This is a genomic window from Rhizobium sp. BK399 (assembly GCF_014194695.1).
Classification (GTDB): Bacteria; Pseudomonadota; Alphaproteobacteria; order Rhizobiales; family Rhizobiaceae; genus Rhizobium.
The window spans coordinates 151871-177671 of record NZ_JACIAH010000004.1 but is presented as its reverse complement, the minus strand read 5'-3'; the positions used below and the strand labels follow the sequence as shown (position 1 = coordinate 177671).

Below are 25801 nucleotides of genomic sequence, written 5' to 3'. Positions count from 1 at the left end.
ATCGGCCGATGCGGCTTGCAAGGATTAGGCGTGCAGTTCCTTGTGCGTCTCGGCGCGTTCTTCCGCCTGCTCCTTCTTGTTGTAGCGGATCGACGACCAGAGCGAGATGCCGATCAGGGCCGCGCCACCAAGGCCGGTGATCACCTCGGGGATATGGAACATCGTCTGCACGTACATGATCACCGAGAGGATCAGGATCGCATAGAACGCGCCGTGCTCGAGATAACGATATTCGGCAAGTGTTCCCTTTTCGACGAGCATGATCGTCATCGAACGCACGTACATGGCGCCGATGCCGAGGCCGATCGCGATGACGAAGAGGTTTTGCGTCAATGCGAAGGCGCCGATGACGCCGTCGAAGGAGAAGCTGGCATCCAGCACTTCGAGATAGATGAAGGCACCAAGACCACCCTTGGCGGCAGCGCTCATCGTCTGTTGCGAGGCATCGAGCAGACCGCCGATCACCTCGACCGCCAGGAAGGTCAGAAGTCCATAGATGGCGCAATGCACGAAGGTCGTGGCTTCTTCCTCGCCAAGGAAGGACGAGAACACCAGGACCAGCGCCAGAACGAAGGCAATCTCGATACCCTTGATCGTGGCCGAGCGGGCCATCAGCTTTTCAAGTCCAGCGATCCAGTGGACATCCTTCTCATGGTTGAAGAAGTAGTTGAGGCCGACCATCATCAGGAAGGTGCCCCCGAAGGCTGCGATCGGCAGGTGCGCATCGTTCATGATGCGGGCGTATTCCGCGGGCTCCCGGGCTGCGAGCACCAGGGCTTCCCATGGACCGATCTGTGCTGCGATCGCGACGATCGCCAACGGGAAGACGATACGCATGCCGAAGACGGCAATGACGATGCCCCAGGTGAGGAAGCGATGCTGCCAGACCGGCGTCATCTCCTTGAGCTTGTTGGCATTGACGATGGCATTGTCGAAGGAGAGCGAAATCTCCAGCACGGCGAGCACCGTGCAGATGAAGAAGACGGTCGCCATGCCGCCGATGGTGCCTGTCGTCTGCCAGCCAAGGGCCGCTCCGAGGACAAGGCCGAGGCCGGTGACAATGAAGGCCCAGGTGAAATAGCTGAGCGCCGATTTTTGCGGGATACCGTTGGTCATGGCCGCACCTCGCAACCAAGAACGATGTCGAACAGAGAATGTGTACGTGAAAAACGCGACATACCACAAAGGGCATGCGCGTAAGGCATGGTGAGCTTTTTCATCGATGAAAAATCCGCCGGCTTAAGCTGCAGGCGGTACCGACATCACGAGAGCGCCGTAAAAACTCTCGCCAGAGGGGCCCGGCACCAGGTTGACCCATCGGCCGATGTCCGAGGCCGCGGGATAAGGCGAAGGTAGTGATCTTGCCACGCCAGTCAAGATCGACGCCATGGGCTTTGTTCTTTTCTTTGGAACCATCCGACGGCGCGGTCGTTAGTCCTAGGTTCCCCAGTGTCACGCGCAATAACAAGGAGGCCGATGATGCATCCCTCGACCCATACCCCCGACAAGCGCACGGAAAAGTCCGACCGAATGAAGCGGGCGCGCCCGAACCGCATGCAGAAGGCGCAGGTATTGCCGCCGCATCACGTCGACCTGACACTGCCACATGGCGTTTTCGATGACGTCCACGTTCCCGCCCACGTCACCGGTGGCGACCTTTCGAAGGGCGGCCCAAAGCCGGTCACGGATGGCGATTCCACGATCGCTAAGCCGACCCGTTGAGGTCTCGGTGTTCCCAACTTCGACGCTTCCATTCGCGACAACCGGTGAGAAAAGATGAAAACGACTTTGGTGCCGCACGACATTTACATGAAGCATGAAATCGAATGGCAGGCGCTTCGCGCAGCCGCAGATATTCAGATCGATCTGGAAAGAGTCGAGATCACTAATTCGCTGGGTTCGCGTTGGGAACCGGCAATACGTTTGAAGGCGGACACGGCATCTGCGGTGGTGCGGCTTTAAAGCCGTGGCGACCGTGCAGCCGTGTCGTCGCAGCACTCTGCAGCATCGGGATCGTCACATCAGTGCTGGAAATGAAGCGGCTGCCAACCTTTCGGAAAGGATTGCCCGGCGATAATCCCGTGCGTTCACGGGAATCGGACAGATGGCAAAGACTGCGACACGCCGCCGCAAATCATCGGCACGATCAAAGGGAAGGGGAGGCGGCGGCAGCGCGCTCCCCTGGGTCGTCATCGGGGCGATCGCCGTGGGCGGCATTGCAACCTATGACAATTGGAAGAGCGTGAAGCCGATGCTGGCTGCGCATGCGCCGGCCTCGATTGTCTCCCGCCCGGTCTCGAACGCGCGAAGCGAGCCTGCGAGCGATCCCAGCCCACGGCAGACGGCTTCGATCACCACGGCGACGCGAATGGTGCCGCCTGCTGCGGTCCCCATTCCCGCGAAGGCACCCGTCGTGCCTGAAAAGGCAATCCCGGTCTCCATCTCGCCGGCACAGGCACAGACCGGCCGCGCGGCCTTCGGCTATTGTGGGCAGGGCGAGCACATCAACTGCGTCGCCGATGGAAGCACGTTCTGGTACAAGGGCGAGAAGGTCGCGATCGCCGACGTCGTCAGCCCCGCCATCGAGACAGCCCGTTGCGACAACGAGAAGCGGTTGGGGTTCGCCGCCAAACTGCGGCTCCTCAACATTCTGAACTCCGGATCCTTCTCGATGAATCCCGCCGGGCAGCCCGGCAAAGCAGGCGCGCCGCATGTCGTGTCGCGCGAGGGTCGGTCGATCGGCGTGCAGATGATCAACGAGGGATTGGCCCGCAAACCCGGAGCGAGCAACAGCTGGTGCGCCTGAGCGCAGCCAGCAATTGCGAACGTTGGCCTATTTTTGCTTCGGCGCTTTACCGTTGGTGCGGAAGCTGCCGGTAAAGGCGGTATCCTTGCTTTCGGCGGTGCATTCGATCGCGACCGGCTTGCCGCCGTACGGGTTGCCCATCGTGCAGGTTCCGGCGACCTTTACCTGACCTGTCATCTTCTGGCCGACGCCCGTCACCACGAGGTTGAGCGGCATGCGGGCGTTGCCGTTGGAGGCTGGCTTGATGGCAGTACCATCGCCCTGGAAGCCGAGCATCTTGCCGCCTGAAGTGAAGATGAAGGTGACCTGGCCGTTTACCAGCGTAACACTTGCGAGTTCGCCTTCGCAGCCCTTCGTCGCATCGAGCTTGCCGACGACGAGCTTGGCGCACTTGCCGGCAAGCGTCAGCGCCCCCGGGGCGCCAGGGAAATTCTGCGGCGCCGCGCCCGCCGTCGTGGTCAGTGTTGCGGCGAGCAGCGAAGCAGCGGCCAAAGTTGCCAGTCTCATGTGTTTACCTCGTAATGCATGTCTCAGCAGTGCTGTTGTATCGGCAGCGACTTGCCACTCTTCTGTGTTCGAAATTGGTCGACAGGCACGACTCTAGATCTCGGTAGCCTGGGCATGCGGTGAAATGACGCTTGGTCAAAGCCAGCATGCGCGATAGCTACCGGTTGGACCGGCAGCAAGACCGCCGGTCTAGCTAAGATGGAGGAATGCGATGATCAGGAAGATTGCTCTGAGTGTTGCCATCCTTGCCTTTGGCGTCGCTCCGGCGCTGGCCGCAAGTAGCCACTACTATGTGGAGCACGCTGCAAACAGCAACAAATGTAGCGTCGTGTCGAAACGTCCTGACGGCAAGAACGCGATGGCGGTCGGAAGTGCGTACAAGACGAAGGCGCTTGCCGAGGCGGCCATGAAGACCGCATCCGCCTGCATGTAGTGCGGCTCGCATTGCGTATGAAATCGAACGAAGCGCCCGCGCATTGGCGGGCGTTCTGCTTTCTGCGATCGCCCGGCATCGCCGGCGAGCCTCGAGCCTTGTCGCGACTTCGGGGATCCTTCAGCCGATTTATCGGCTCGCCAAAAACGAGTATAGTCTTCCCGCCATGCTCATTCTCGGAGGGTGAAATGGGCGCCGCATCCCGCACTATCAATGCCGCGATACTAACCACTGTGTTATTGATGCCGTCGACAGCCTTTTCGGCCGCGGCGCTGAACGTCGATGCGCGCTCGTACACCTGTAGCCAGATCTCGCAGATCATCCGCCAGAACAAGAAGGTGTTCGTCCGGTCCGGTTTCGGCGGCAGCAGCTTCCGCTATCCGCCCGCGAAATGCGGCTTGGGCTATGCGCGCACCACCGCCAGCTTCCGGGATGCGACCGGTAAACAGTGCGTCCTAGATTACGCCTGCACCTACGACAGCGGGTCGTTTTACAACAACCCGTAGCGCGCCGACGAGGCGTGCCACCACTTTGGCGTTTGGGCTACTTCGTGCCGGCGATTGCCTCTTGCAGCTTTACCGGAAGGGAATATTGTTACGGCTCAAGCCTGAAAATTTCATGTGATACTGCTACGGAGGGTATGCGGTGTTCGTGAAGACGTTGCTTCTAACGTGCTGTCTCAGCTTCCTGGGTCTTGACGTAGGACTTGCCCAGGAAGGCAAGAGCTATCCTGCCGACATGGCGGATCGGGTGCAGGCCTGCACCCCGTGCCACGGGCAGGAAGGCAGGGGGACGAACGACCCGTACTTTCCACGTCTGGCCGGGAAGCCCGCCGGATACCTCTACAACCAGCTGGAAGCGTTCAAGAGCGGCAGGCGGAAATACCCGCCGATGAACTACCTGTTGGCCTTTCTGACTGACGACTATCTCCGACAATTCGCCGACTACTTCACCGATCAACACCCCGCGCTGCCCGGCCCCCCCGCCACCGACGCGAGCAAAAGCGTCCTCGAACATGGGCAAGCGCTAGTCACCCAAGGGGATCTGGACAGGGCCATTCCAGCCTGCGTCAGCTGTCACGGTGGGCCACTAACAGGTCAGTCTCCGGGAATTCCCGGTCTTCTCGGCCTGCGCGCGAGCTATATCAGCGCCCAATTGGGTGGCTGGCGTTATGGGACCAGAACGGCGAACGCGCCCGACTGTATGCAACTCGTGGCCGGGAGGCTTACCGAGGACGATGTCAGGGCTGTTGCCGCCTATCTCGCCGGGCAGCCTCTTCCGACGGACCCGGTGCCAGCACCTGCCGGTTCGTTCGCCTTGCCCTTTGCTTGTGGCAGCCAGCCAGATGGGGGACACAAGCCATGAGCAGGCAAAATCGACGTTGCCAACTGTTGCTCACCACGATTTCAGCGATTGTTGTCGGAACGCTAGTTCCCGCCGGCGCACAGAACTCGGAAGCACAGCAACCGCCTGAGGCCATCGTCAAGAAAGGTGAGTATCTCGCGCGTGCAGGGGATTGCATCGCCTGTCATACCGCACCAGAGGGCAAACTGTTTGCCGGCGGCCGTGGCATGCCAACCCCGTTCGGGACGCTGTACACCTCCAACATTACTCCGGATCCGGAAACCGGAATCGGCAAATGGACGGCAGACGACTTCTACAAGACCATGCACGACGGTCGCTTCCCGGATGGAGGACTGCTCTACCCGGCGATGCCGTTCGGGTCCTACACGAAAGTGACGCGCGAAGACAGCGACGCCATCTTTGCCTACTTGAAGACCGTCCCCGCCGTGCGGCAGCCGGACCACCCCCACGAGTTGCAGTTCCCTTACAACAACCGATCGCTGATCCTTGGCTGGAGGACGCTGTTCTTCACGGAAGGGGAGTTCCAGCCCGACCCGAAGCAGTCGGATGAATGGAACCGTGGCGCCTATCTGGTCGAAGGGCTAGGACACTGCGGAATGTGTCACACACCGATCAACGCCTTGGGCGGTAGCTCGGAATCCAAAGCCTTTCAGGGTGGACTGATACCCATGCAGGACTGGTACGCCCCCTCTCTGACCTCCAACAAGGAGGCGGGTTTGGGCGATTGGTCCATCGAGGAAATCTCCGACCTGCTGCAGAAGGGCATTTCCGCGCGCGGTGCGGTTTACGGCCCTATGGCCGAGGTGGTCTACAACAGCCTTCAATACATGACCGACGAAGATACACGCGCGATGGCCGTCTATCTTAAGAGCATAGCGCAAGACGAACCGAAGCCGGCGCGCGCCTCCGTCGGATCGCAGGAAGCTAGTCTGCTTCGAAGCCTGGGGAAGACCGTCTACGACAAACAGTGCGCCAGCTGCCACGGCGCGGAAGGCGAGGGCAGGCCGCCGCATTATCCGCCGCTCGCCGGGAACCAGTCGATCCAGATGGAATCCTCCGTAAACGCTGTGCGGATGGTGTTGAACGGTGGGTACCCACCCGCGACCTACAAGAATCCGATGCCGCATGGAATGCCGCCGTTTGCGGTCAGTCTGTCGGACGACGAAGTCGCCGCGGTCGTTTCCTACATCCGGACCGCCTGGGGCAACCGGGGCACGCCCGTCAATGCGGCAGAGGCAAACAAGCTTCGATCGGCTCCACTTCAGTGAGGACGCGATGATCAATTCGGAAGAACCAAACGCTGGTCCAGATGATGCCACGGTCGAGCGCATCGTGTCAGAGGGACCGAGCGGAGCCATTGCACTTGCGGGTATCGCGACCGCTATCGTGGTGCTGATCTGGGTGCTCTTCTATCTGCTTGTTTTCATACCGAGGAGCGGCTGATGGCCAACGGTCACAATCCCTCCGCCGGCGTCGCCGAACGGGTCGAGCGCAGATGGGCATCGGTCTCGGTCCTCATCATCGTCTTTTTGGCCGGGATGGCCGCGTTTGCGGGCATCCATCAGGCGACGATGCCGCAGGCAACCGTTGAAACGATCGACCCGACCAGCATTCACTTGGCCGGAGAATTTATCGAATCCAACCTCGGGAGCGCCGTCGAGGGCGATGGCACGGTGACGGTGCGAGCGATCGGGCAGCAGTATTCTTTCTCGCCGCCCTGCATTCTCGTTCCCGCGGAAACGCCGATTACCTTCCGCGCGACAAGCGCCGATGTCGTCCATGGCTTCCTCGTCCAAGGCACCAACATCAACACGATGCTGGTCCCGGGCTACGTGTCCGTTCAGAAGGCGACGTTTGACGCGCCCGGCGAGCATCTGATGCCTTGCCAGGAATTCTGCAGCGTTGGCCATGAGGGCATGTGGGGCAAGGTCCAGGTTGTCACGAAAGAGCAGTTCCTTTCACAGATGGGGGACAAGAGGAGGCTTTCCTGTGCTCCATAACCGGAAATTGATCCTCGCACATTTCTGGCTGGCATTCGCGGTATTCGCGCTCGCGCTGGTGCTCGGCGCATGGCAGATGTATATCCGCAGCCCACTTTCCCCGTGGATCAGCAATCCGGAATGGTACTACCGGTCGTTGACTGCGCATGGCACCGTCATGGGTTATGTCTTTCCGACGCTCGTTGCCATGGGCTTCGGATATGCGATCAGTGAAGCCGCGCTCCAGCAGCAACTCGTCGGAGGGCGGTGGGCTTGGGCAGGTTTTTGGCTGATCGCCGTCGGTGCTGTCGTTGCGATGATCCCGGTGGCACTCGGTCAGGCTTCGGTCCTCTATACCTTCTATCCTCCGCTAATCGGCAACCCGTTTTATTATATCGGCGTGGTGATGGTCGTGGTGGGTTCCTGGTTCTGGGTTGCCCTGATGTCCGTCAACCTCAGGATATGGAAGCGGGCGAATCCGGCAAAGCCGGTGCCGCTGGCCATGTTTGCGAACGTCGCGGGATCGTATCTCTGGGCCTGGACCGCCGTCGGCGCGGCGCTTGAACTTCTGCTGCAGATCATTCCTGTCGCGCTTGGCCTCAGATCCACGATAGACGCAGGGCTCGCACGTGTCTTCTTCTCCTGGACGCTGCATGCGATCGTCTATTTCTGGCTGATGCCCACCTACATCGCCTACTACACGATCGTGCCGCGCTCCATTGGCGGACGCATCTACAGCGATACGATGGCGAGGGTCTCCTTCATTCTGTTTCTTATCGTGGCGATGCCGATCGGCATCCATCATGCGTTCGAGGATCCGCAGGTCGGCGCCGGCTTCAAGTTCATCCATTCGGCGTTCACGGCGCTTGTCGCGCTTCCGACGCTTCTCACGGTCTTTACGATTTGCGCATCGATCGAGATCGCCGCAAGGCTGCGAGGAGGGAAGGGGGCGTTCGGCTGGATCAAGGCGCTGCCGTGGCGAAATCCTATCATGCTCGCGATGGCCTTTTCGTTCATCATGCTCGGGTTCGGCGGAGCAGGTGGTCTCATCAACATGAGCTACCAGCTCAACACCTCGATACACAACACGCAGTGGATCACCGGGCATTTTCACCTCATCTTCGGCGGCGCGATCGTGATCATGTATTTTGCGATCGCTTATGATTTCTGGCCCCACCTCACGGGCCGGCCTCTCGCGAGCCTGCACCTTGTCCGCCTGCAGCTTTGGCTTTGGTTCATCGGAATGATCATCACGACCTTTCCTTGGCATTGGGTCGGAATCCTCGGCATGCCCCGCAGAATGTCGTATTTCGATTACTCCGATCCAGCGCTCGCTATCGACGCCATTTCTGTCGTGCTGTCGGCACTCGGTGGCTTCATCCTCGTGGCGTCGGGTATCCTGTTCATCGTCGTCCTGGTGAGGTCGCATCTGGGGGCACCTGACAAAATCGAGGAATACCGCTTCGCCGTAGCCGTCCATCCGCCGGTCCGTGTGCTAGCGGCCCTGAACAGCCATGGGATCTGGATTGCATTAATGGTCGGACTGACCGTTACGAATTACGGCTATCCGATCCTCCAACTGGCCGTTCGCAACGACACATCGGTTCCGGCAGTCTACGTTGGAGAACGCTGATGGGAGATAGCCGCAAGGTCACGACGTCGCGGGACCGCTGGACAACCACCAGTGTTGCCATCACGGCCGCAATCTTCCTAGTGTCCGCAGTCCTTGGCTTTGTGTTGCTGCCCCGATGGGAGGCCGGGGCCCAGGTCGCCGGTATTTGGGACTCGATTTGCCGGGCTGCAGGCCTGCCGCGGCAACAGGATCCGGGCGACGTTGTAACCGCAGACTATAAGACATCATTGGTAAAGCTTGCGACTGCGGTGTCTCACAAGCGCGACGAGGAGGCGATCGGTCGAGGCGCAACCTTGGCGCAACAATGTGCCATTTGTCATGGACCGACGGGTGTCAGCCGCGCCGACTCGCCCAATCTCGCCGGGCAGTACGCAAGTGTGGTCTATAAACAGCTCCGCGATTTCAAGGATGGCGTGCGCGTCAACGCCGTAATGACTCCTTTCGCCCTGAAATTGTCGGAACAGGACATGCAGGATCTGGCCGCCTACTACGCCTACCTGCCGAGACTACCGGGGTTCCATCCACCGGAAAGCATGGAGGTGCCGAGAATTGTCGAAAGCGGCGCTCCGCTGCGTGGCATTGCTCCGTGCGGATCATGCCACGGCAATATCGAGAACAAACTTGGCAGCCCATGGCTGGAGGGGCAGTCCGATCTGTATCTCAAAACGCAGCTTGAGGCGTTCGTGTCCGGATCCAGGCAGAACGACATCAGCAAGCAGATGCGCAACGTCGCTCGCGCAATGAGCGCGGAAGAGATCGAGCAGGCGGCCAAATACTACGCCAACAAGCCACCGCCCTTTCTGACCCAATAGGCCCGCCAAGCATCTCCAACGGTTTACCGCATTCCATCGGATGGAATGGTCGGTCATCAGTCCCCAAGATTGAACAGAACGGATGGATCCGGTGTGACGGGTGACACGAAGAACGTCAGGCGCACCGCTTCCATGACGAGAAGGGCGCGTCTCATTCAGCAGCAAGCGCCGTTACCCGGCCCTGCAGGTCAGCATTGCCATCGGCAAGATTGGTGGTTTCGGATTTATCCTTGGAAAGATCAAACAACTCGACGCTTGGAGGCAGCGATGCCTTCCGCACCAGTTTCCAATCGCCGTCACGCACTGCACCCACCATCGGTCGGCCCTCGCTGGTTGTCGGCCATAGGTGTCGAGTGGTTGCGTATGGTCGAGCTTGGCCCCGGCGAGAGCAGCAAGAGTAGGGTACATGGCGACGACGTGGACTATGCCTTCGACTGGGAATGCTGGATCGGGCAAGCAATCGAAAGTCGTTGGGTTGTGCAAAGTTTGGGTTGACCGCTTTCGACGGCGAGGAGACACTTCGACAACGGCAAGGCGGGAGGAAAAACGATGGACGAGCCAAACCGGTGGCGCCACATGGCAAGCGCGCCGAAAGACGGCAGTCGGATCCTCGTCACGGTCCGCCCATCCGAACAGGGGCCGGCGGAGGTTGACCTCGTCTACTGGTCGCGTGGCGATCAGTTCGGTGCTGACGGCTGGCGTGCCTCCGATTCCTCCCCCGGTCGCGTCGTTGAATATGCCGAGCCGGAGTTGAAGTGCTGGATGCCGATGCCATCGGTGAGCCGAGCCTCCACGCCTACTCCATGGGAAGGCGACGACGACCAGGAACTCGACGGGTCGGGGATATAACGACCCCGGTCCGCCGTTTGACGTACACTCTCACCTCGCAAGCCAACTCATCGAAACTGTGATTGGTAGCAGCCGGGTCCTTTGACGAGGCAAACGTCGTCGACGGCACTGCTACGGATTCTTCGCGGAATGGGGAGTTGTCAAACAAGATCGTGGGGAAGACATGCTTGGGATAAAGCATGGGATGCTTAGATCGCGCTCCAAGGTGGGCTGATCAGTTCGCGCCTCTTCCCCGTGCTTTGCTTGCTAGCTGCTCACTAAAAAGGCCTAGCGATTTCTCGCTAAGCCTTTGAATTCGAATGGTGGGCGTGACAGGGATTGAACCTGTGACCCCTACGATGTCAACGTAGTGCTCTCCCGCTGAGCTACACGCCCATCCGATGGCGGCGCATAGACCACAAACCGTTTTTGTCGTCAATAGACTTTTTTCGGTTTTGTGACACGCGCTGCCGGAAGCCTTAGGCGGCAAGCATTTTGTTCACTTCCTCGACGAGGTCGCGGAGGTGGAAAGGCTTGGAAAGGACCTTCGCATCCTTCGGTGCCTTCGAATCAGGGTTCAATGCCACGGCCGCGAATCCAGTGATGAACATCACCTTCAGGTCGGGATCGAGTTCGGTCGCGCGGCGCGCCAGCTCGATTCCGTCCATCTCAGGCATGACGATATCGGTCAGGAGCAGCGAGAAGGGTTCTTCGCGAAGCCTGTCATAGGCGCTGGCGCCGTTGTCGTATGAGAGGACCTTGTAGCCTGCCTTTTCAAGCGCCTTCACAAGGAAGCGGCGCATGTCGTTGTCGTCTTCTGCAAGAAGTATCTTTTGAGTCATTATCCAGACCGCTAATCAGTAATTTATGCGTGGGGCTCCAGCCAATTACACTAGAATTCGGCCAGTAAACAACCAGTGAAGAGGCTGTCCGGGCCGTCATCCCCATGAGATAGTATGGACTTGCCGTGCGGCAACTGGCAACATAAGCAGAGCAGCGATCGGCAGGCATGGTAAAGAGGGAAAAAGGGTGCACGAAATCCCCGAATACGCACTTTTCGAGGTCCGGGAGCCTTTGTCGCACACCATTCCATTCGTCTACAACTCGCCGCATAGCGGCCGCATCTATCCTCCGGAATTCATCGCTCAGTCGCGGCTCGAGGGCGTTTCCATACGCCGCTCCGAGGATCATTACGTCGACGAGTTGTTCGCGGATGCGAGCGCCCTCGGTGCGCCGCTTCTGCTTGCCAATTTTCCGCGCGCCTATCTCGACGTGAACCGCGAGCCCTACGAGCTCGATCCGCGCATGTTCGACGGGCTGTTGCCGCCCTATGCGAACATCAATTCGCTGCGGGTTGCGGGCGGGCTCGGCACCATTCCGCGTATCGTTGCCGAGAACATGGAAATCTATACTCGCCGGCTGTCTGTGCAGGAGGGGCTAGACCGCATCGAGGCCGTTTACAAGCCTTATCATGCGGCGCTGCGACGACTGATCGCCCGTACGCATGTTCAGTTCGGGTTCGGCGTGCTGATTGATTGCCACTCGATGCCGGGCAATGTCCGTGTTGCCGGCAGCAATGCGCGGCCGGATTTCATCATCGGCGATCGCTACGGCACCAGCGCTTCCGCGGACCTGTCGCGTGCCGCTGTCGCGATATTCGAAGAAATGGGCTTCACCGCGATCCGCAACAAGCCTTATGCCGGCGGCTTCATCACCGAACATTACGGTCGCCCGTCGCGTGGGCTGCATGCGCTGCAGATCGAAGTGAACCGGTCGATCTATGTCGACGAAATCACGCTGGAGAAGCGTTCCGATTTTGCCCTGGTTGCGGGCGCAATCACCGCCTTCATGCGGCAGATGGCAGTCTACGTGGCACAGTTCGCGACCGACTCCGCGCTCGCTGCCGAGTAAGCCTCCCGGATTGCCAAAAAAAGACCGCCTCGCGGCGGTCCAAGTCTAGGGAGGAAACACCCAAGGAGGGCATTTACAGTCAGAAGACTGTGAGCAAACGCTACTATTGCGTTGCACAATTGTCAATCAAAATTTTGCAGTGCAAAATTATTGTGCAGCCGGCTAAAGGCTGCCGCTCTCGTTTGCAACTCGCTGCAATTCCGCTATGAAAAGCGCCATTCGCGCGCCACAGATGGATTTCGCCATGTTGCCTGACCGTTCGTTCTTCAATCGTCTGGCCGAAGCCGCCAAGGCAGAAACGCTGCCGCGTTTCCGTTCTGGCCTCGACGTCACCAACAAGCTGTCGAGCGGCTTCGATCCGGTCACCGAGGGCGACAGGGCGGCGGAAGTCGCCATTCGCGCGCTGATCGAGGAGCACTTTCCCGATCACGGCATTCTCGGCGAGGAGCACGGCAATGTCGGTCTCGACCGTGAGTATGTCTGGGTTATCGATCCGATCGATGGCACGCGCGCCTTTATATCAGGCGTGCCCGTCTGGGGCACGCTGATCGGATTGCAGAGAAACGGTCGTGCGGTCATGGGCATGATCGAGCAGCCGTTTACCGGCGAGCGCTACTTCGCCGATGCGAACGGTTCTATCTACAACGGTCCTGAGGGAGAGCGCCGACTGCAGGTTCGTGATTGCGGCACTTTGGGGAACGCCATTCTTTTCACCACCTCGCCGCATCTCTTCGCAGGCGCAGAGATGGAGAAATATCGGGAGATCGAGAGCCAGGTGAGGCTCTTCCGATATGGTACAGATTGCTATGCCTATGCGCTGCTTGCCGCGGGTCACGTCGATCTGGTGATTGAAAACAGCCTGAAGCCTTACGATGTCGGCGGCATCATTCCGGTCATCGAAAACGCCGGCGGGATCATCACTACCTGGGATGGCGGGCGTCCGGAAAATGGCGGCTCGATTATCGCCGCCGGCAGCCGCGCCGTCTACGACGAGGCCAGGGCAATCCTCGGACGGTAGGTCGATCGGCATTTGTAGGCAGTCTCGCGGATTGAGACCGGGCTACGTACCGAACCCTTCGACTTCCTCGACGGCTTCCGCGTCGCTGCCGGGAATGAAAGCGTGGAAAGCCGCAAGAGCGGCCTGGCGGTAGACATCGCGCTCCTGCAGCACCTCATGCCGCGCACCGTTGATCGGCACGAACTGCGCAGCGCGAAAATAGCGTGAGATGCGCTCCTGCGCGATGTAGGGAACGATGGCATCGCGCGTCGGCGCGATGACCACCGTCGGAATGGTGATCGAGAACAGATGGCTCGGAGACGTGACGCGGTCAATCGTCCGGAAGGAGTCGTGCAGCCAGCGCGCAGTCGGCGGCCCCAGCATCAATTCCGGATGAGCTGTAGCCACGGCAACGTTGCGCTCGAAGCGAGCTTCATCCGAGGTGAGGGGATTGTCGCGGAACGGCAGTTCCCTGAGCTTGCGTGCAAGCGGAAAGTTGCCGAGCCCGAGCGAACAGGCAAACCCGGAAAGCGCGCGGATGGTACCTTCCGATGCTGCTTGGCCGGAGAGGCCGATGAAGGGTGCAGTCAGCACCATCCGTTCGATGCGCGTCGAGAGGTAGGGCGCGGCGGATAGCGCAATCAGCGCTCCGGTCGAATGCGCCAGGATGAAGAACGGCAGACGAGTATCCGGCAGGACGATCTTCTCGAGGAACGTATCGAGGTCGTGTTCGTAGTCGATGAAGCGGCGGACATGGCCGTACGGACCCTTCTTCAGCACCCGGTCGGAGCCGCCCTGACCGCGCAGATCGAAGGTTGCAACCCAAAGGCCCTGGGCTGTCAGGTCGCGGATGGTCTCGAAATACTTCTCGATAAATTCGTTTCGGCCCTGGAGAAGGACGACGGTGCCTTTCGCCACTGCTGCATTGGAGCGAAAAACGGCATAGCGCAGCCGAAGGCCGTCATGGGTTTCGAAGTAGCCTTCGGTGCGGTTTTCGGGTGCCGGGTTTTCGGGGGTCGAAAAAAGGACCTGTTCCATGGTCGACCAATCGTGTCCTTCGCGGATTTGCCTGTCGAGTAAAGCGGATAGGCGATTGCCCTGTCAAATCAAAGAAAAATGCACCTATACCTCGGGCCTTTTCCAGGCTGAACGATTCAGTTTTTGCAACGTCCTTCGCTGCCATTATGCCTTGCCTACTCCCTTTTCGGTAGGGCCTAGCTCTATTCTGCGAAGTTCAATGCAATGCAACTTATTGTAACATAGGCGGGTATTACTCTTTTCAAAAGGACGCCAGCATGTCATCCACGGAAGATCCGAAGCTGCCACGCAATACCGCGCGCAGACATTTTCTAGGTGTTGCCGCTGCCGCCGGTGCGCGGCTCGCTGGTGTTGCGGCCTTGGCGACGGCAGCTTCCAAGTCTCCCGCGAGTGCAATGGGGCGGCGCTGGGGGCGTGGTCACTCTGGTGGAGGCGGGAATGGCTCCGGCGGACAGGGAGGCTCCGGTGGAGGCGGCGGTGGCGGCGGAGCACAGTGCTTCCTGCGTGGGACGGCGATCCTCACCGATTGCGGCGAAAAGCCTGTCGAGGATCTGCGCGTCGGCGATAACGTTGCCCTTCCGGACGGGAGCGCCCGTCCAGTCAAATGGGTGGGCCGGCAGGTTTTCAAGAAGAGCGGTGCGCGCTGGCATGAAGGTGTCGTGCCGATCCGCGTTTCCCGCCACGCGCTGGATAGCCGCACACCACATTCCGATCTCTACCTGTCGCCAGGCCATGCGCTGTTTCTGAACGGAGTGCTGATCCGCGTGAGGGATCTCGTCAACGGCACGACAATCGCGCCGGTCGTTCCTGCCGATGATACCTCGATCGAGTATTATGCTGTCCTGCTCAGTACCCACGAGGTCATTCTTGCCGAAGGTGCTGCGGCCGAGACCTTCCATCCGTCGGAGAGCAATTACGAGAACTTCTCCAATTTTGCGGAGTACAAGCGCCTCTATGCCGAGGAGCGCACCGTGATGACATCCTACGCGCCGGTGGTGGGCGAGGAAGGTGGTTGGAAGCACCTGAAGGCGCTTCTTCAGCTTGGCGCTTCGCCTCTAGTGCCGATGTGCGATCCGTTCGGGGACGCCTGCGAGGCGATCAATACGCGAGCCAAAGAGCTGTCGGTCTGACAGGCTGCAAGCTTCCTCGTCTTCGAGTTACACCATAAAAAAGACCGGCATGCGAAACTTGAGGGTTCCGCGATGCCGGCCGGAGATCGGGCTGAAGACGAAGGGACGATACACTCCAGCCATCGGGCCAGTGTCACCCGATGGCACTATTGCTATGCCTCCTGTCATGAACGGCTTCCGAACTGCATGTTCATATGCCGTTCACGCAAGGTAAGTTCCCTCTTCAGGCGAGGGGCTTGAACTCCACAAAAACCATCCCCACATCATTTCTGCAGGCGCCAAACGGGCCTGCTAAACCGTCCCGGAGCTGCCGAACAAGGGGTTTCAGGGGCAATTATCGCAAACACGTCGCTTCCTCAGGAGGACATCATGCGTCACGTAGACTTCTCTCCCCTTTATCGTTCCACCGTCGGTTTCGACCGCCTCTTCACCATGCTCGACAGCCTCGGTCAGCCTGACCAGGGCCAGACCTATCCGCCCTACAACATCGAGCGTACCGGCGAAAACACCTACCGCATCACCATGGCCGTTGCCGGTTTCGACGAGACCGAAATTTCCATCGAGTCGCAGGCCCACGCTCTGACAGTCAAGGGCGAGAAGAGCGAAGAAAAGGCTGAAGGTAGCGAGTTCCTTTATCGTGGCATCGCCAAGCGCGCCTTCGAGCGCCGCTTCCAGCTTGCCGACCACGTCGAGGTCACTGCCGCTTCGCTGAAGAACGGTCTGCTCCACATCGACCTGCTTCGCAGCATTCCGGAAGCCATGAAGCCGCGCAAGATCGCGATTGCGGCTGAGCCAGTGAGCGCGCCGAAGGCCATCGAGGCACAGGTCGCCAAATAATCGGTCCTCCCAAGACCAATCCTGCAGGCGGCGCTCATCCGAGCGCCGCTTTCTTATTGGCCAACGTCAGGCGGGGCTTGCTGCTTCTTCGGCTTCTTCTTCGGTGATCCGGTGCGCGGCCTTTGCCGCATATTTCTGCGCGATCACGGCGCAGACCATCAGCTGTATCTGGTGGAACAGCATCAGCGGCAGCACGATCGCGCCGATCGATTGACCGGCGAAGATCACGCTCGCCATCGGCGCGCCGCTGGCGAGGCTCTTTTTCGAGCCGCAGAAGGTGATGGTGATCTCGTCGGCCTTGTTGAAGCCCAGCAAACGGCTCCCGTACATGGTGAAACAGAGCACGAAGGCGAGCAGAGCGGTGTCGGCGACGATGACCGCCGCGATATCGCCGATCGAGAAGGTGTGCCACAATCCCTCGACGACGGCCGTGCTGAAGGCGAGATAGACGACCATCAAGATCGAGCCCCGGTCGACAGGCATCAACAGCTTCTTCTTTGCGCGGATCCAGCCGCCGATCCAAGGCTCCAGCACCTGGCCGACGACGAAGGGCAGCAACAGCTGCAAGAGGATCTGCTGCAGCGCATCCCAGGAGAAGCCGCCATGGCCGCCGACGGAAAACAGCAGGCCGACCAGCAGCGGCGTCAGGAACATGCCAAAGATGTTCGATGCCGAGGCCGAGCAAATAGCGGCCGGGACATTGCCGCCAGCCATAGAGGTGAAGGCGATCGAGGATTGCACCGTCGATGGCAGGACGCTGAGGTACAGGAGCCCGAGGTAGAGCGGCTTCGGCAAGATCCAATCAGGCACGAAACCGAGACCGAGGCCAAGGATCGGGAAGAGGCCGAACGTCGTCAGCAGGATAACGAGGTGGAGCCGCCAGTGCAGAAGACCGGCGATCACCACATCGCGGGAGAGGCGGGCACCATGCAGGAAGAAGAGCAGGGCGATGGCTAGGTTCGTCGCGATCCCGAAGTAGCCGGCGAAGGCCCCTCTCGCCGGTAACAGCGAGGCAAGGACGACCGTGCAAACCAATAGGGTTGTGAAGCTATCGGGCAGAAAACGGCGCATGACGAATACTCTTCGTGAGCAGTGGATCATCTGTCTTTCTTCCATTATGATACAGGATGCAACGAATAACAGTTATTGTGTTTCTGGATTAACATGCTGGATCTTACGCAACTGCGCAGTTTTGTTGCCGTCGAACAGATGGGAAGCTTCACGCTTGCCGCGGAGCGGCTTGGCCTCGGACAGTCGACGGTCAGCCAGCATATCCAGCGGCTCGAAAGCGCAGTGGGCCGGCGTCTGCTGGCGCGTGACACCCATAAGGTGCTGTTGACCACCGACGGCGAGGCGCTGCTTAGCCATGCCCGGGCGATGCTGGCGATCGAGGCACAGGTCCACTCACAATTCAGAGGGCAGAAGCTGCGCGGGAATCTTCGGCTCGGTGTGTCGGAAGATTTCGTGACCAGCCAGCTTCCGGCCGTACTCGAGGATTTCGTGCGTTCGCACCCCTCAGTCGATCTGGAGTTGACGGTGGCGCTCTCCGGTACGCTCTACGAGATGCAGGACAATGGCGAGATCGACCTGGTGTTGGCGAAGCGCCGGCTGGGGGACGCCCGCGGGCGTCTGGTCTACCGCGAGCCGCTCGTCTGGCTGGCGCGTGATCCGGAGCACGTGTTGGGCGCCGGGCCGCTGCCATTGATCGCCTTCCCTCCGCCGAGCGTGACGCGCAGCATTGCGCTCGAGGCGCTGGGCCGCACCCGAACCGCCTGGCGCATCGTCTGCACCTGCGGCAGCCTGAGCGGCCTGACTGCGGCGGCGCGGGCGGGCATGGGGGTGCTGGTACAGCCGCGAAGCATGGCGCCGTCCGGGTTGAAGGAAATCGGCAAAGGCAGGCTGCCCGTGCTTGAGGATGTAGAGTTCGTGCTGGTGCCGCGCAAGGGAGCGGACCAGGCACTGGTGTCAGCGCTATCGGACGATATTCTCGGCAAGGTGCGTAGTCTTCGCACCAACGCATGACAGAAAGAAGCCGGTTGGCTGCCGAACAAACGTTGGAAGCCGGTTTCACGACCTGTCTAGCGAGATCAGCGTCCCCGTCACGTGGCGTTGAAACCGTCGTGGTAGCTGACTTTACCTGCGGGCGTGGGGCCGTCGAACACTAAGCGCATGAAATATTCGGGCGGAGCCGCCTCAAAGATCAGGTTGGCGTCATTCTGAAAGCCGAAGCGGGTGTAGTAGCCGGGATCGCCGAGAACGACGCAACCCTTGGCGCCGATATCTGTGAGCCGCGCCAGGCCGTCGCGAATGAGCTTTCCGCCAATGCCCTCGCCCTGGCGGTCGGGCATCACCGAAACCGGCCCAAGTCCATACCAGTCCATGTCTTCATCGTCGATCGTAACGGGCGAGAAGGCGACATGTCCGATGACGGCAGCGTCTTCGACAGCGACGAGCGAGATTGTCAAAGCGTTCGCTTTGCGGAGTGCGTCAACGATCTCGGCTTCGGTTTGACTGCTGTACTCCATCTGCGCGAAGGCCGCTTTGGTCAGCTGGCGGATCGCCACAATGTCGCTAGGCTGTTCAGGACGGATCTTCATCAGTATTTCTCGCTTTTCGGTATCAGGGCGCAGTCCGAGATAGCGCGGTTTTGGCGTGGCAGCCAGTGGGCCGATATTCAGTACCGCACACGTCAGGGCGATCTGAAGGGCGCAAGTTTCGATCGTACTCCCGCGTAAAAGTTAATGGGCTGCTTACCATTTTAAGGCGCTCTCAACCCTGTAGCTTAGTCATCTGGTCAGGTTCGGCGCCTAGTCTCCCATCTCCCATGGTCGATCTTCGGGGCAAGGAGAACGGACCGATGACGTATGGCGTACTCTTCGTATCCGGGCTGGTTGCCTGTGTGATGCTGATTGTCGTGGCGGGACACGACGCGAAAACGACGGATAGCGGCAAGCCGCAATCCGCCGTGACGGGCCATCAGAATTGAGTCCGGGAATTCAGCCTGCAAGGCAGGCAAGGAAGCCGTCGACGTCCGCCTCTTCAGTCGCGAAGCTGGTGACGAGCCGGATCAGGGTTTGATCCGGGCCGACTAGCTGGGGTGTCGCCGGCGGGACCGGCCATGCATAGAACTTGGCGCCTTTTTCCTCTGCCTGTTTCGCAGCGCTTTTCGGAATGATGGCGAAGACTTCGTTGGCGGAGGTCGGCCAGGCAAGCCGTGACCCGTTGCTTGCCGTGATGCCGGCGCGCAGGCGATCGGACATACCGTTTGCATGGCGAGCGAGATCGAGCCAGAGATCGTTCTCGAAATAGGCGTCGAACTGGGCCGCGATGAAGCGGGACTTCGAGAACAGCTGGGCGGCGCGCTTGCGGATGAACGGCATTTCCCTCGCTTTCTCCGGATTGAAGAACACGATCGCTTCCGCGCACCAGCATCCATTCTTCGTGGCGCCGAAGGACAGCATGTCGATGCCGCGCTTCCAGGTCATCTCGGCCGCGCTGACGCCGAGGGAGACGAGGGCATTGGCAAAGCGTGCGCCGTCCATATGGAGAGGCAGTTTGTCTTTCTGGGCGATCTCGGCGATCTCATCGATTTCGGCGAGGGAATAGACGGTACCGGCCTCGGTTGCCTGTGTGATCGTGACCGCCGTTGCCCGGCCGTGCTGCACGGCGGTCTGCGGGAAGGCTGCGATCTTCTCCTTGAGCTTTTCCGGGTCGATCTTTCCCTCGGCGCCTGGAACGCCAAGCAGACGGGCGCCGCTGAAGAAGTCGGGGGCGCCGCATTCGTCGGCAATCACATGCGCCTCGGAATGACAGAAGGTGATGCCGCCTGGCCGTTGAACGCTCGCGAGCGAAAGCGAGTTCGCTGCCGTGCCGGTGCCAACGAAAAGCACTGCAACGTCGCGTTCGAAGACTTCCGCAAAGCGGCGCTCGACACGGCGGTCGAGATCACTTGCGCCATAGGCTGCGGCAAAGCCGTCGGACTCCCTGAGCAGACGTTCGGCGATGGATCGATGGGCGCCTGCCCAGTTGTCGGATGCAAAATACATGGATGGGGACCGCTTGGGATGTGGTGGGAGATCAGGTTCGGGGGGCGACATTACGCCAACATTTCGGCTGGTCAAAGGGCCGGCGCGGAATCCATCACAAAAATTGACTTCAGCAATCAATAAACAAAATGATGCGGAGCTGCGTAATTTTCTGTCGCCAGAAACGATTCTATTGGCAATATTCGGTCGCGAGGCGCCGATTTTTTGATTTTACCGTCTTGCATGGACCATATGTTTCTGGCATAGATCGAGTGAATTAGGACAGGGTTGCTGTCCTATTTGGCCGCGATGGCCGAGGAGATGCCAAAAAACCTTACACTTGTAGGGTTTCACGCTATAGTTCTCCAAAATACGGGCGAATGCCCGTGTGCGGAGGCGGAATGGCAGGCGCAGGAGCGCAACGGCTGCTTTCCCTGGAGAGCCTGCCGCCGGCGACCGGATCTTCGATTAATGCAACAGCGCTGTCACGCGCCGAACCTAGGATCAGGGACGGTGCGGGGCAAAGAGCCGCCGCAGTCCCCGCGGGCTCTGACAGGAGGGAAAGATGACGAAGACGCCATCCACGGGTTTTGACCAGTTCGCAGCAGCAACGACGCGCGCGACGGCCAATGCGCGTAAATTCGCCTCCGGTTTGCCGCGAAAACAGGGCCTCTACGATCCGCGCAACGAGCATGATGCCTGCGGCGTCGGCTTTGTCGCCCACATGAAGGGTCAGAAGTCGCACCAGATCGTCAAGGACGGTCTCTTCATTCTCGAGAACCTGACGCACCGTGGTGCCGTCGGCGCCGATCCGCTGATGGGCGATGGCGCCGGTATTCTCGTCCAGATCCCAGACCGCTTCTTCCGCGAGGAAATGGCCAAGCAGGGCATTACCCTTCCAAAGGCGGGTGAGTATGGCGTCGGTCATATCTTCATGCCGCGCGACGAAAAGCAGATCGCGCATTTCAAGAAGGTGATGCAGGACGTCATCTCCGAAGAGGGCCAGGTTCTCATCGGCTTCCGCGACGTGCCCGTCGACAACACGTCGCTGTCGAAGGCGCCCGATATCGCCGCTACCGAACCGCATCACTGTCAGATATTCATCGGCGCCGGCGACGATGCCGCGACCACCGATGAATTCGAACGCCGCCTGTTTACGCTGCGCAAGGTGATTTCCAACCGCATCTACGACGAATTCGACGGTGAGGAGAGCCACTTCTACCCCGTGTCGCTCTCGTCGGCGACGATCGTCTACAAGGGCATGTTCCTGGCCTACCAGGTGGGCGCTTATTATAAGGATCTGTCGGACCCGCGGTTCGAAAGCGCTGTCGCCCTCGTGCATCAGCGCTTCTCGACCAACACCTTCCCGTCTTGGAAGTTGGCGCATCCTTATCGCATGGTCGCCCACAACGGCGAAATCAACACGCTGCGCTCCAACGTCAACTGGATGGCGGCGCGCCAGGCATCGGTTTCCTCGCCGCTCTTCGGCGACGACATCTCCAAGCTTTGGCCGATCTCCTATGAAGGCCAGTCGGACACGGCCTGCTTCGACAACGCGCTCGAGTTCCTTGTGCGCGGCGGCTATTCCATGGCCCATGCCGTGATGATGCTGATCCCGGAGGCCTGGGCCGGCAACCAGTCGATGTCGAAGGAGCGCAAGGCGTTCTACGAATATCACGCTGCCCTGATGGAGCCGTGGGACGGCCCGGCGGCTGTCGCATTCACCGACGGCAAGCAGATCGGCGCGACGCTCGACCGCAACGGCCTGCGTCCGGCCCGCTATCTCGTCACATCTGATGATCGCGTCATCCTCGCGTCGGAAGCCGGCACGCTGCCGGTGGCCGAAGAGGACATCGTCAAGAAGTGGCGCCTGCAGCCGGGCAAGATGCTGCTGATCGACATGGAAAAGGGCAAGATCATCTCCGACGAGGAGTTGAAGACCGAGCTTGCGACCAAGCATCCGTATGGACAGTGGCTCGATCGCACGCAGTTAATTCTGGAAGAGCTGAAGCCGGTGGAGCCACGCGCGCTGCGCCGCGACGTGTCGCTGCTTAACCGCCAGCAGGCTTTCGGCTACACCACCGAAGACACCAAGATCCTGATGTCGCCGATGGCGACGACGGGTCAGGAAGCTGTCGGCTCGATGGGTACAGACACGCCGATCTCGGCGATGTCTGAAAAGTCGAAGCTGCTCTACACCTACTTCAAGCAGAACTTCGCGCAGGTCACCAACCCGCCGATCGACCCGATCCGCGAAGAGCTCGTGATGAGCCTCGTTTCGTTCATCGGGCCGCGTCCGAACATTCTCGACCACACCGGCATGGCGAACGCCAAGCGCCTGGAAGTGCGTCAGCCGATCCTGACCAACGGCGATCTCGAGAAGATCCGCTCGATCGGTCACACGGAAGACCGCTTCGACACCAAGACGCTCGACTTCACCTACGACGTCGAGCGTGGCGCCGAAGGCATGCCGGAGATGCTCGACCGTCTTTGTGAGCGCGCGGAAGCGGCGGTCAAGGGCGGCTACAACATCATCGTGCTGTCAGACCGCCAGATCGGACCGGACCGTATCGCGATCCCGGCGCTGCTCGCGACCGCAGCCGTCCACCATCACCTGATCCGCAAGGGCCTGCGCACCTCGGTCGGCCTCGTCGTCGAGACCGGCGAGCCGCGCGAAGTGCATCACTTCTGCCTGCTCGCGGGCTATGGCGCCGAAGCGATCAACCCTTACCTTGCCTTCGACACGCTGCTCGACATGCATGCCAAGGGCGAGTTCCCGAAGGAAGTGGACGCGTCTGAAGTCGTCTACCGCTACATCAAGGCGGTCGGTAAGGGCATCCTCAAGGTCATGTCGAAGATGGGCATCTCGACCTATCAATCCTATTGCGGCGGTCAGATCTTCGATGCGATCGGCCTGCAGCAGGAACTGGTCGACAAGTATTTCTTCGGCACTGCGACGATGATCGAAGGCGTCGATCTCACTGATATCGCCGAAGAGACCGTTGCCCGTCACAACTCCGCCTTCGGCAAGGACCCGCTGCTGGCGACCACGCTCGATATCGGTGGTGAGTATGCCTACCGCATGCGCGGCGAAAGCCATGCCTGGACGCCGGATGCGGTGGCCACGCTGCAGCACGCCGTTCGCGGCAATGCTGAGGACCGCTACCGCGAGTTCGCCGAGATGGTGAACACCTCGGCGCTGCGCATGAACACGATCCGTGGCCTCTTCAACATCAAGAGCGCCGATCAGCTGGGCCGCAAGCCGGTTTCGGTCGACGACGTGGAGCCTGCCGCCGAGATCGTCAAGCGCTTCTCGACCGGCGCCATGTCCTTCGGCTCGATCAGCCGCGAGGCGCATACGACGCTGGCGATCGCGATGAACAAGATCGGCGGCAAGTCCAACACCGGCGAGGGCGGCGAAGAGTCCGACCGCTACATGCCGCTGCCGGACGGTTCGTCCAACCCGGAACGCTCGGCGATCAAGCAGATCGCATCGGGACGCTTCGGTGTCACGACCGAGTATCTCGTCAACGCCGACATGCTGCAGATCAAGGTCGCGCAGGGCGCCAAGCCCGGCGAAGGCGGCCAGCTGCCCGGCCACAAGGTCGACGCGACCGTTGCCAAGACCCGTCACTCGACGCCGGGTGTCGGCCTGATCTCGCCGCCGCCGCACCACGACATCTACTCGATCGAAGATCTGGCGCAGCTGATCTACGACCTGAAGAACGTCAACCCGACGTCCGACGTGTCGGTCAAGCTCGTCTCGGAAGTCGGCGTCGGTACGGTTGCCGCCGGCGTTGCCAAGGCGCGCGCCGACCACATCACGGTCTCCGGCTTCGACGGCGGCACCGGCGCATCGCCGCTGACCTCGCTGAAGCACGCGGGTTCTCCGTGGGAAATCGGCCTTGCCGAGACGCAGCAGACGCTGGTGCTTAATGGCCTGCGTTCGCGCATCGCGCTACAGGTCGATGGTGGCCTGAAGACCGGCCGCGACGTCATCATCGGTGCGCTTCTCGGTGCCGACGAGTTCGGCTTCGCGACCGCGCCACTGATCGCCGCCGGCTGCATCATGATGCGCAAGTGCCACCTGAACACCTGTCCTGTCGGCGTTGCCACGCAGGATCCGGTTCTGCGCAAGCGCTTCAAGGGCACGCCGGAGCACGTCGTCAACTACTTCTTCTTCGTCGCCAACGAAGTGCGCGAGATCCTCGCCTCGCTCGGCTTCACCAGGCTCGATGACATCATCGGTGCTTCGGAGCTGCTCGAGAAGGACGAGATGCTGGCGCACTGGAAGTCCAAGGGTCTTGACTTCAGCCGCATCTTCCACAAGGTCGAAGCGCCGAAGGAAGCCACCTACTGGACGACGCGCCAGAAGCACCCGATCGACGACATTCTCGATCGCAAGCTGATCGCGGAAGCCGAGCCGGCACTTGCTTCGAAGACGCCTGTATCCTTCGAGGCCGATATCAAGAACGTCGACCGTTCGGCGGGCGCGATGCTGTCGGGTGAAGTTGCCAAGCGCTATAACCACCGTGGCCTCAAGGACGATACGATCAACGTGACGCTCAAAGGCACGGCCGGCCAGTCGTTCGGCGCCTTCCTGGCACGCGGCATCACCTTCAACCTGATCGGTGATGGCAACGACTATGTCGGCAAGGGCCTTTCGGGCGGCAAGATCATCGTCCGGCCGCCGGAGAATTCGAAGATCGTCGCGGAAGAGTCGATCATCGTCGGCAACACCGTTCTCTACGGTGCGACCGAGGGTGAGTGCTACTTCCGCGGTGTCGCGGGCGAGCGCTTCGCGGTCCGCAACTCGGGTGCGATCGCCATCGTCGAAGGCGTGGGCGACCACGGCTGCGAATACATGACGGGCGGTGTCGTTGTCGTTCTCGGCCAAACGGGTCGTAATTTCGCGGCCGGCATGTCCGGTGGCGTTGCCTACGTGCTCGATGAGGCCGGCGATTTCGCCAAGCGCTGCAACATGGCGATGGTTGAGCTCGAGCCGGTGCCGGAGGAAGACGACATGCTCGAGAAGCTGCATCATCACGGCGGCGACCTCATGCACAAGGGACGCGTCGACGTCTCCGGTGACATGACGCGCCACGACGAGGAGCGTCTCTACCAGCTGATCTCCAACCATCTGCACTACACGGGCTCCACCCGCGCCATGCAGATCCTGGACAACTGGGCCGACTACCGTCCGAAGTTCCGCAAGGTCATGCCGGTCGAATACCGCCGTGCCCTGGAAGAGATGGAACGCGCCCGTATGGGAATTGCGGCGGAGTAATGCTCTTGAATCGCTAGGTCTACAGCTGCTCAGACGAGGGGCACAGAGATACCGGAAAGGACGCTGATGAAAAATCGATGGTCACTATTCCACCTCTTTATATCTCTGTGCCTCGCCGTCGCAGTTTTCGCCGGGACTTCATATCTCAGCGGTGACCTGAAAACGGAATTTATAGCCCTGGGTGCGGTCATGGGACTCGCCTACTGGTACTGG

Annotated in this window: 27 protein-coding genes and 1 tRNA gene; 19 read left to right on the top strand and 9 right to left on the bottom strand. The window is 60.3% G+C overall.

What is annotated here, in order from left to right; all coding sequences use genetic code 11:
- Positions 1–24 precede the first annotated feature (24 nt).
- Entirely contained in the window at positions 25–1116 is a 1092-nt protein-coding gene (locus FHT97_RS11640; protein ID WP_183862272.1) for a DUF475 domain-containing protein, read from the bottom strand.
- 360 nt (positions 1117–1476) lie between these two features.
- Here FHT97_RS11640 and FHT97_RS11635 point away from each other — a divergent pair, with 360 nt between their 5' ends.
- The 3 genes from FHT97_RS11635 (at position 1477) to FHT97_RS11625 (ending at position 2806) form a co-directional block, all read left to right on the top strand.
- Complete coding sequence (locus FHT97_RS11635; RefSeq protein ID WP_183755810.1) at positions 1477–1722, top strand: hypothetical protein; 246 nt, start codon at positions 1477–1479, stop codon at positions 1720–1722.
- Between the two features lie 54 nt (positions 1723–1776).
- Positions 1777–1962 carry a hypothetical protein gene (locus FHT97_RS11630; protein WP_183862270.1) on the top strand — a complete coding sequence of 62 codons (186 nt, stop codon included), beginning with the start codon at positions 1777–1779 and terminating at the stop codon, positions 1960–1962.
- Positions 1963–2104: 142 nt separating this feature from the next.
- On the top strand, positions 2105–2806 hold the full coding sequence (locus FHT97_RS11625; RefSeq protein ID WP_183862268.1) for a hypothetical protein: 702 nt from the start codon (positions 2105–2107) through the stop codon (positions 2804–2806).
- A 27-nt stretch (positions 2807–2833) separates the two neighbouring features.
- Here FHT97_RS11625 and FHT97_RS11620 read toward each other — a convergent pair whose 3' ends face one another.
- A complete protein-coding gene (locus FHT97_RS11620) occupies positions 2834–3313 on the bottom strand; it encodes a hypothetical protein (protein WP_183755807.1) in 480 nt (159 codons plus the stop codon).
- Positions 3314–3524: 211 nt separating this feature from the next.
- Here FHT97_RS11620 and FHT97_RS11615 point away from each other — a divergent pair, with 211 nt between their 5' ends.
- The 8 genes from FHT97_RS11615 to FHT97_RS11580 all read left to right on the top strand — a co-directional run bounded on the left by FHT97_RS11615 (position 3525) and on the right by FHT97_RS11580 (position 9535).
- The gene (locus FHT97_RS11615; protein WP_114714454.1) at positions 3525–3746 is read left to right on the top strand and encodes a hypothetical protein; all 222 of its coding nucleotides are present in this window, start codon (positions 3525–3527) and stop codon (positions 3744–3746) included.
- A gap of 188 nt (positions 3747–3934) precedes the next feature.
- Positions 3935–4252, top strand: a complete 318-nt coding sequence (locus FHT97_RS11610) for a hypothetical protein (RefSeq protein WP_183862266.1) — start codon at positions 3935–3937, stop codon at positions 4250–4252.
- Positions 4253–4433: 181 nt separating this feature from the next.
- On the top strand, positions 4434–5111 hold the full coding sequence (locus tag FHT97_RS11605; RefSeq protein WP_246712615.1) for a c-type cytochrome: 678 nt from the start codon (positions 4434–4436) through the stop codon (positions 5109–5111).
- Positions 5108–6379: a cytochrome c gene (locus FHT97_RS11600; protein WP_183862262.1), complete on the top strand. Its 1272-nt coding sequence runs from the start codon at positions 5108–5110 to the stop codon at positions 6377–6379. The genes FHT97_RS11605 and FHT97_RS11600 overlap by 4 nt, the downstream gene beginning before the upstream one ends.
- Positions 6380–6386: 7 nt before the next feature.
- Positions 6387–6554, top strand: coding sequence for a hypothetical protein (locus tag FHT97_RS11595; protein ID WP_016557089.1), 168 nt, complete (start codon positions 6387–6389; stop codon positions 6552–6554).
- Positions 6554–7111, top strand: a complete 558-nt coding sequence (locus tag FHT97_RS11590) for a cytochrome C oxidase subunit II (RefSeq protein ID WP_183755802.1) — start codon at positions 6554–6556, stop codon at positions 7109–7111. The genes FHT97_RS11595 and FHT97_RS11590 overlap by 1 nt, the downstream gene beginning before the upstream one ends.
- Positions 7101–8723 carry a b(o/a)3-type cytochrome-c oxidase subunit 1 gene (locus tag FHT97_RS11585; RefSeq protein WP_183862260.1) on the top strand — a complete coding sequence of 541 codons (1623 nt, stop codon included), beginning with the start codon at positions 7101–7103 and terminating at the stop codon, positions 8721–8723. Before FHT97_RS11590 ends, FHT97_RS11585 begins: the two co-directional genes overlap by 11 nt.
- Positions 8723–9535, top strand: a complete 813-nt coding sequence (locus tag FHT97_RS11580; RefSeq protein ID WP_183862258.1) for a c-type cytochrome — start codon at positions 8723–8725, stop codon at positions 9533–9535. The genes FHT97_RS11585 and FHT97_RS11580 overlap by 1 nt, the downstream gene beginning before the upstream one ends.
- A gap of 151 nt (positions 9536–9686) precedes the next feature.
- Here FHT97_RS11580 and FHT97_RS11575 read toward each other — a convergent pair whose 3' ends face one another.
- Positions 9687–9839 (bottom strand): hypothetical protein, encoded by a 153-nt coding sequence (locus FHT97_RS11575; protein WP_183862256.1) that lies wholly within the window; start codon positions 9837–9839, stop codon positions 9687–9689.
- A 245-nt stretch (positions 9840–10084) separates the two neighbouring features.
- On the opposite strand from FHT97_RS11575, the gene FHT97_RS11570 reads away from it, so the two are divergent.
- Entirely contained in the window at positions 10085–10384 is a 300-nt protein-coding gene (locus FHT97_RS11570) for a hypothetical protein (RefSeq protein WP_183862254.1), read from the top strand.
- Positions 10385–10684: 300 nt separating this feature from the next.
- Here the strand turns inward: FHT97_RS11570 and FHT97_RS11565 are convergent.
- A tRNA-Val gene (locus FHT97_RS11565) sits at positions 10685–10759 on the bottom strand.
- 83 nt (positions 10760–10842) lie between these two features.
- Positions 10843–11205, bottom strand: coding sequence for a response regulator CpdR1 (gene cpdR1 / locus FHT97_RS11560; protein WP_007527565.1), 363 nt, complete (start codon positions 11203–11205; stop codon positions 10843–10845).
- Between the two features lie 187 nt (positions 11206–11392).
- On the opposite strand from cpdR1, the gene FHT97_RS11555 reads away from it, so the two are divergent.
- Positions 11393–12274 carry an N-formylglutamate amidohydrolase gene (locus FHT97_RS11555; protein WP_183862252.1) on the top strand — a complete coding sequence of 294 codons (882 nt, stop codon included), beginning with the start codon at positions 11393–11395 and terminating at the stop codon, positions 12272–12274.
- A gap of 244 nt (positions 12275–12518) precedes the next feature.
- Positions 12519–13292: a histidinol-phosphatase gene (hisN, locus tag FHT97_RS11550; RefSeq protein WP_183862251.1), complete on the top strand. Its 774-nt coding sequence runs from the start codon at positions 12519–12521 to the stop codon at positions 13290–13292.
- 42 nt (positions 13293–13334) lie between these two features.
- On the opposite strand, the gene FHT97_RS11545 is transcribed toward hisN, so the two are convergent.
- Complete coding sequence (locus tag FHT97_RS11545; RefSeq protein ID WP_183862249.1) at positions 13335–14309, bottom strand: alpha/beta hydrolase; 975 nt, start codon at positions 14307–14309, stop codon at positions 13335–13337.
- 257 nt (positions 14310–14566) lie between these two features.
- Between FHT97_RS11545 and FHT97_RS11540 the strand changes: the two genes are divergently transcribed.
- A complete protein-coding gene (locus FHT97_RS11540; RefSeq protein WP_183862247.1) occupies positions 14567–15439 on the top strand; it encodes a Hint domain-containing protein in 873 nt (290 codons plus the stop codon).
- A 369-nt stretch (positions 15440–15808) separates the two neighbouring features.
- Positions 15809–16276 carry an Hsp20 family protein gene (locus FHT97_RS11535; RefSeq protein WP_183755794.1) on the top strand — a complete coding sequence of 156 codons (468 nt, stop codon included), beginning with the start codon at positions 15809–15811 and terminating at the stop codon, positions 16274–16276.
- Positions 16277–16342: 66 nt separating this feature from the next.
- Here the strand turns inward: FHT97_RS11535 and FHT97_RS11530 are convergent, their stop codons facing one another.
- Positions 16343–17347, bottom strand: a complete 1005-nt coding sequence (locus FHT97_RS11530) for a bile acid:sodium symporter family protein (RefSeq protein WP_016557099.1) — start codon at positions 17345–17347, stop codon at positions 16343–16345.
- A gap of 93 nt (positions 17348–17440) precedes the next feature.
- Here FHT97_RS11530 and FHT97_RS11525 point away from each other — a divergent pair, with 93 nt between their 5' ends.
- On the top strand, positions 17441–18298 hold the full coding sequence (locus tag FHT97_RS11525; RefSeq protein WP_183862245.1) for a LysR substrate-binding domain-containing protein: 858 nt from the start codon (positions 17441–17443) through the stop codon (positions 18296–18298).
- A gap of 77 nt (positions 18299–18375) precedes the next feature.
- Here FHT97_RS11525 and FHT97_RS11520 read toward each other — a convergent pair whose 3' ends face one another.
- Entirely contained in the window at positions 18376–18873 is a 498-nt protein-coding gene (locus FHT97_RS11520; protein ID WP_183862243.1) for an N-acetyltransferase, read from the bottom strand.
- Between the two features lie 260 nt (positions 18874–19133).
- Between FHT97_RS11520 and FHT97_RS31405 the strand changes: the two genes are divergently transcribed.
- Entirely contained in the window at positions 19134–19262 is a 129-nt protein-coding gene (locus FHT97_RS31405) for a hypothetical protein (RefSeq protein ID WP_259128832.1), read from the top strand.
- Positions 19263–19272: 10 nt separating this feature from the next.
- On the opposite strand, the gene FHT97_RS11515 is transcribed toward FHT97_RS31405, so the two are convergent.
- A complete protein-coding gene (locus FHT97_RS11515) occupies positions 19273–20322 on the bottom strand; it encodes a low specificity L-threonine aldolase (RefSeq protein WP_183862241.1) in 1050 nt (349 codons plus the stop codon).
- 544 nt (positions 20323–20866) lie between these two features.
- Here FHT97_RS11515 and gltB point away from each other — a divergent pair.
- Positions 20867–25588: a glutamate synthase large subunit gene (gltB, locus tag FHT97_RS11510; protein ID WP_183862239.1), complete on the top strand. Its 4722-nt coding sequence runs from the start codon at positions 20867–20869 to the stop codon at positions 25586–25588.
- The last annotated feature ends 213 nt before the right edge of the window (positions 25589–25801 follow it).

Excerpts from the sequence above, each read along its gene's own strand:
- FHT97_RS11630 (WP_183862270.1), top strand. The coding sequence starts at position 1,777 with ATGAAAACGACTTTGGTGCCGCACGACATTTACATGAAGCATGAAATC.
- FHT97_RS11570 (WP_183862254.1), top strand. The coding sequence starts at position 10,085 with ATGGACGAGCCAAACCGGTGGCGCCACATGGCAAGCGCGCCGAAAGAC.
- FHT97_RS11545 (WP_183862249.1), bottom strand. The coding sequence starts at position 14,309 with ATGGAACAGGTCCTTTTTTCGACCCCCGAAAACCCGGCACCCGAAAAC.
- FHT97_RS11515 (WP_183862241.1), bottom strand. The coding sequence starts at position 20,322 with ATGTATTTTGCATCCGACAACTGGGCAGGCGCCCATCGATCCATCGCC.
- FHT97_RS11525 (WP_183862245.1), top strand. The coding sequence starts at position 17,441 with ATGCTGGATCTTACGCAACTGCGCAGTTTTGTTGCCGTCGAACAGATG.
- FHT97_RS11600 (WP_183862262.1), top strand. The coding sequence starts at position 5,108 with ATGAGCAGGCAAAATCGACGTTGCCAACTGTTGCTCACCACGATTTCA.
- FHT97_RS11535 (WP_183755794.1), top strand. The coding sequence starts at position 15,809 with ATGCGTCACGTAGACTTCTCTCCCCTTTATCGTTCCACCGTCGGTTTC.
- FHT97_RS11610 (WP_183862266.1), top strand. The coding sequence starts at position 3,935 with ATGGGCGCCGCATCCCGCACTATCAATGCCGCGATACTAACCACTGTG.
- FHT97_RS11640 (WP_183862272.1), bottom strand. The coding sequence starts at position 1,116 with ATGACCAACGGTATCCCGCAAAAATCGGCGCTCAGCTATTTCACCTGG.
- cpdR1 (WP_007527565.1), bottom strand. The coding sequence starts at position 11,205 with ATGACTCAAAAGATACTTCTTGCAGAAGACGACAACGACATGCGCCGC.
- FHT97_RS11590 (WP_183755802.1), top strand. The coding sequence starts at position 6,554 with ATGGCCAACGGTCACAATCCCTCCGCCGGCGTCGCCGAACGGGTCGAG.
- FHT97_RS31405 (WP_259128832.1), top strand. The coding sequence starts at position 19,134 with ATGACGTATGGCGTACTCTTCGTATCCGGGCTGGTTGCCTGTGTGATG.
- FHT97_RS11540 (WP_183862247.1), top strand. The coding sequence starts at position 14,567 with ATGTCATCCACGGAAGATCCGAAGCTGCCACGCAATACCGCGCGCAGA.
- FHT97_RS11595 (WP_016557089.1), top strand. The coding sequence starts at position 6,387 with ATGATCAATTCGGAAGAACCAAACGCTGGTCCAGATGATGCCACGGTC.
- FHT97_RS11615 (WP_114714454.1), top strand. The coding sequence starts at position 3,525 with ATGATCAGGAAGATTGCTCTGAGTGTTGCCATCCTTGCCTTTGGCGTC.
- hisN (WP_183862251.1), top strand. The coding sequence starts at position 12,519 with ATGTTGCCTGACCGTTCGTTCTTCAATCGTCTGGCCGAAGCCGCCAAG.
- FHT97_RS11520 (WP_183862243.1), bottom strand. The coding sequence starts at position 18,873 with ATGAAGATCCGTCCTGAACAGCCTAGCGACATTGTGGCGATCCGCCAG.
- FHT97_RS11580 (WP_183862258.1), top strand. The coding sequence starts at position 8,723 with ATGGGAGATAGCCGCAAGGTCACGACGTCGCGGGACCGCTGGACAACC.
- FHT97_RS11620 (WP_183755807.1), bottom strand. The coding sequence starts at position 3,313 with ATGAGACTGGCAACTTTGGCCGCTGCTTCGCTGCTCGCCGCAACACTG.
- FHT97_RS11625 (WP_183862268.1), top strand. The coding sequence starts at position 2,105 with ATGGCAAAGACTGCGACACGCCGCCGCAAATCATCGGCACGATCAAAG.
- gltB (WP_183862239.1), top strand. The coding sequence starts at position 20,867 with ATGACGAAGACGCCATCCACGGGTTTTGACCAGTTCGCAGCAGCAACG.
- FHT97_RS11530 (WP_016557099.1), bottom strand. The coding sequence starts at position 17,347 with ATGCGCCGTTTTCTGCCCGATAGCTTCACAACCCTATTGGTTTGCACG.
- FHT97_RS11635 (WP_183755810.1), top strand. The coding sequence starts at position 1,477 with ATGATGCATCCCTCGACCCATACCCCCGACAAGCGCACGGAAAAGTCC.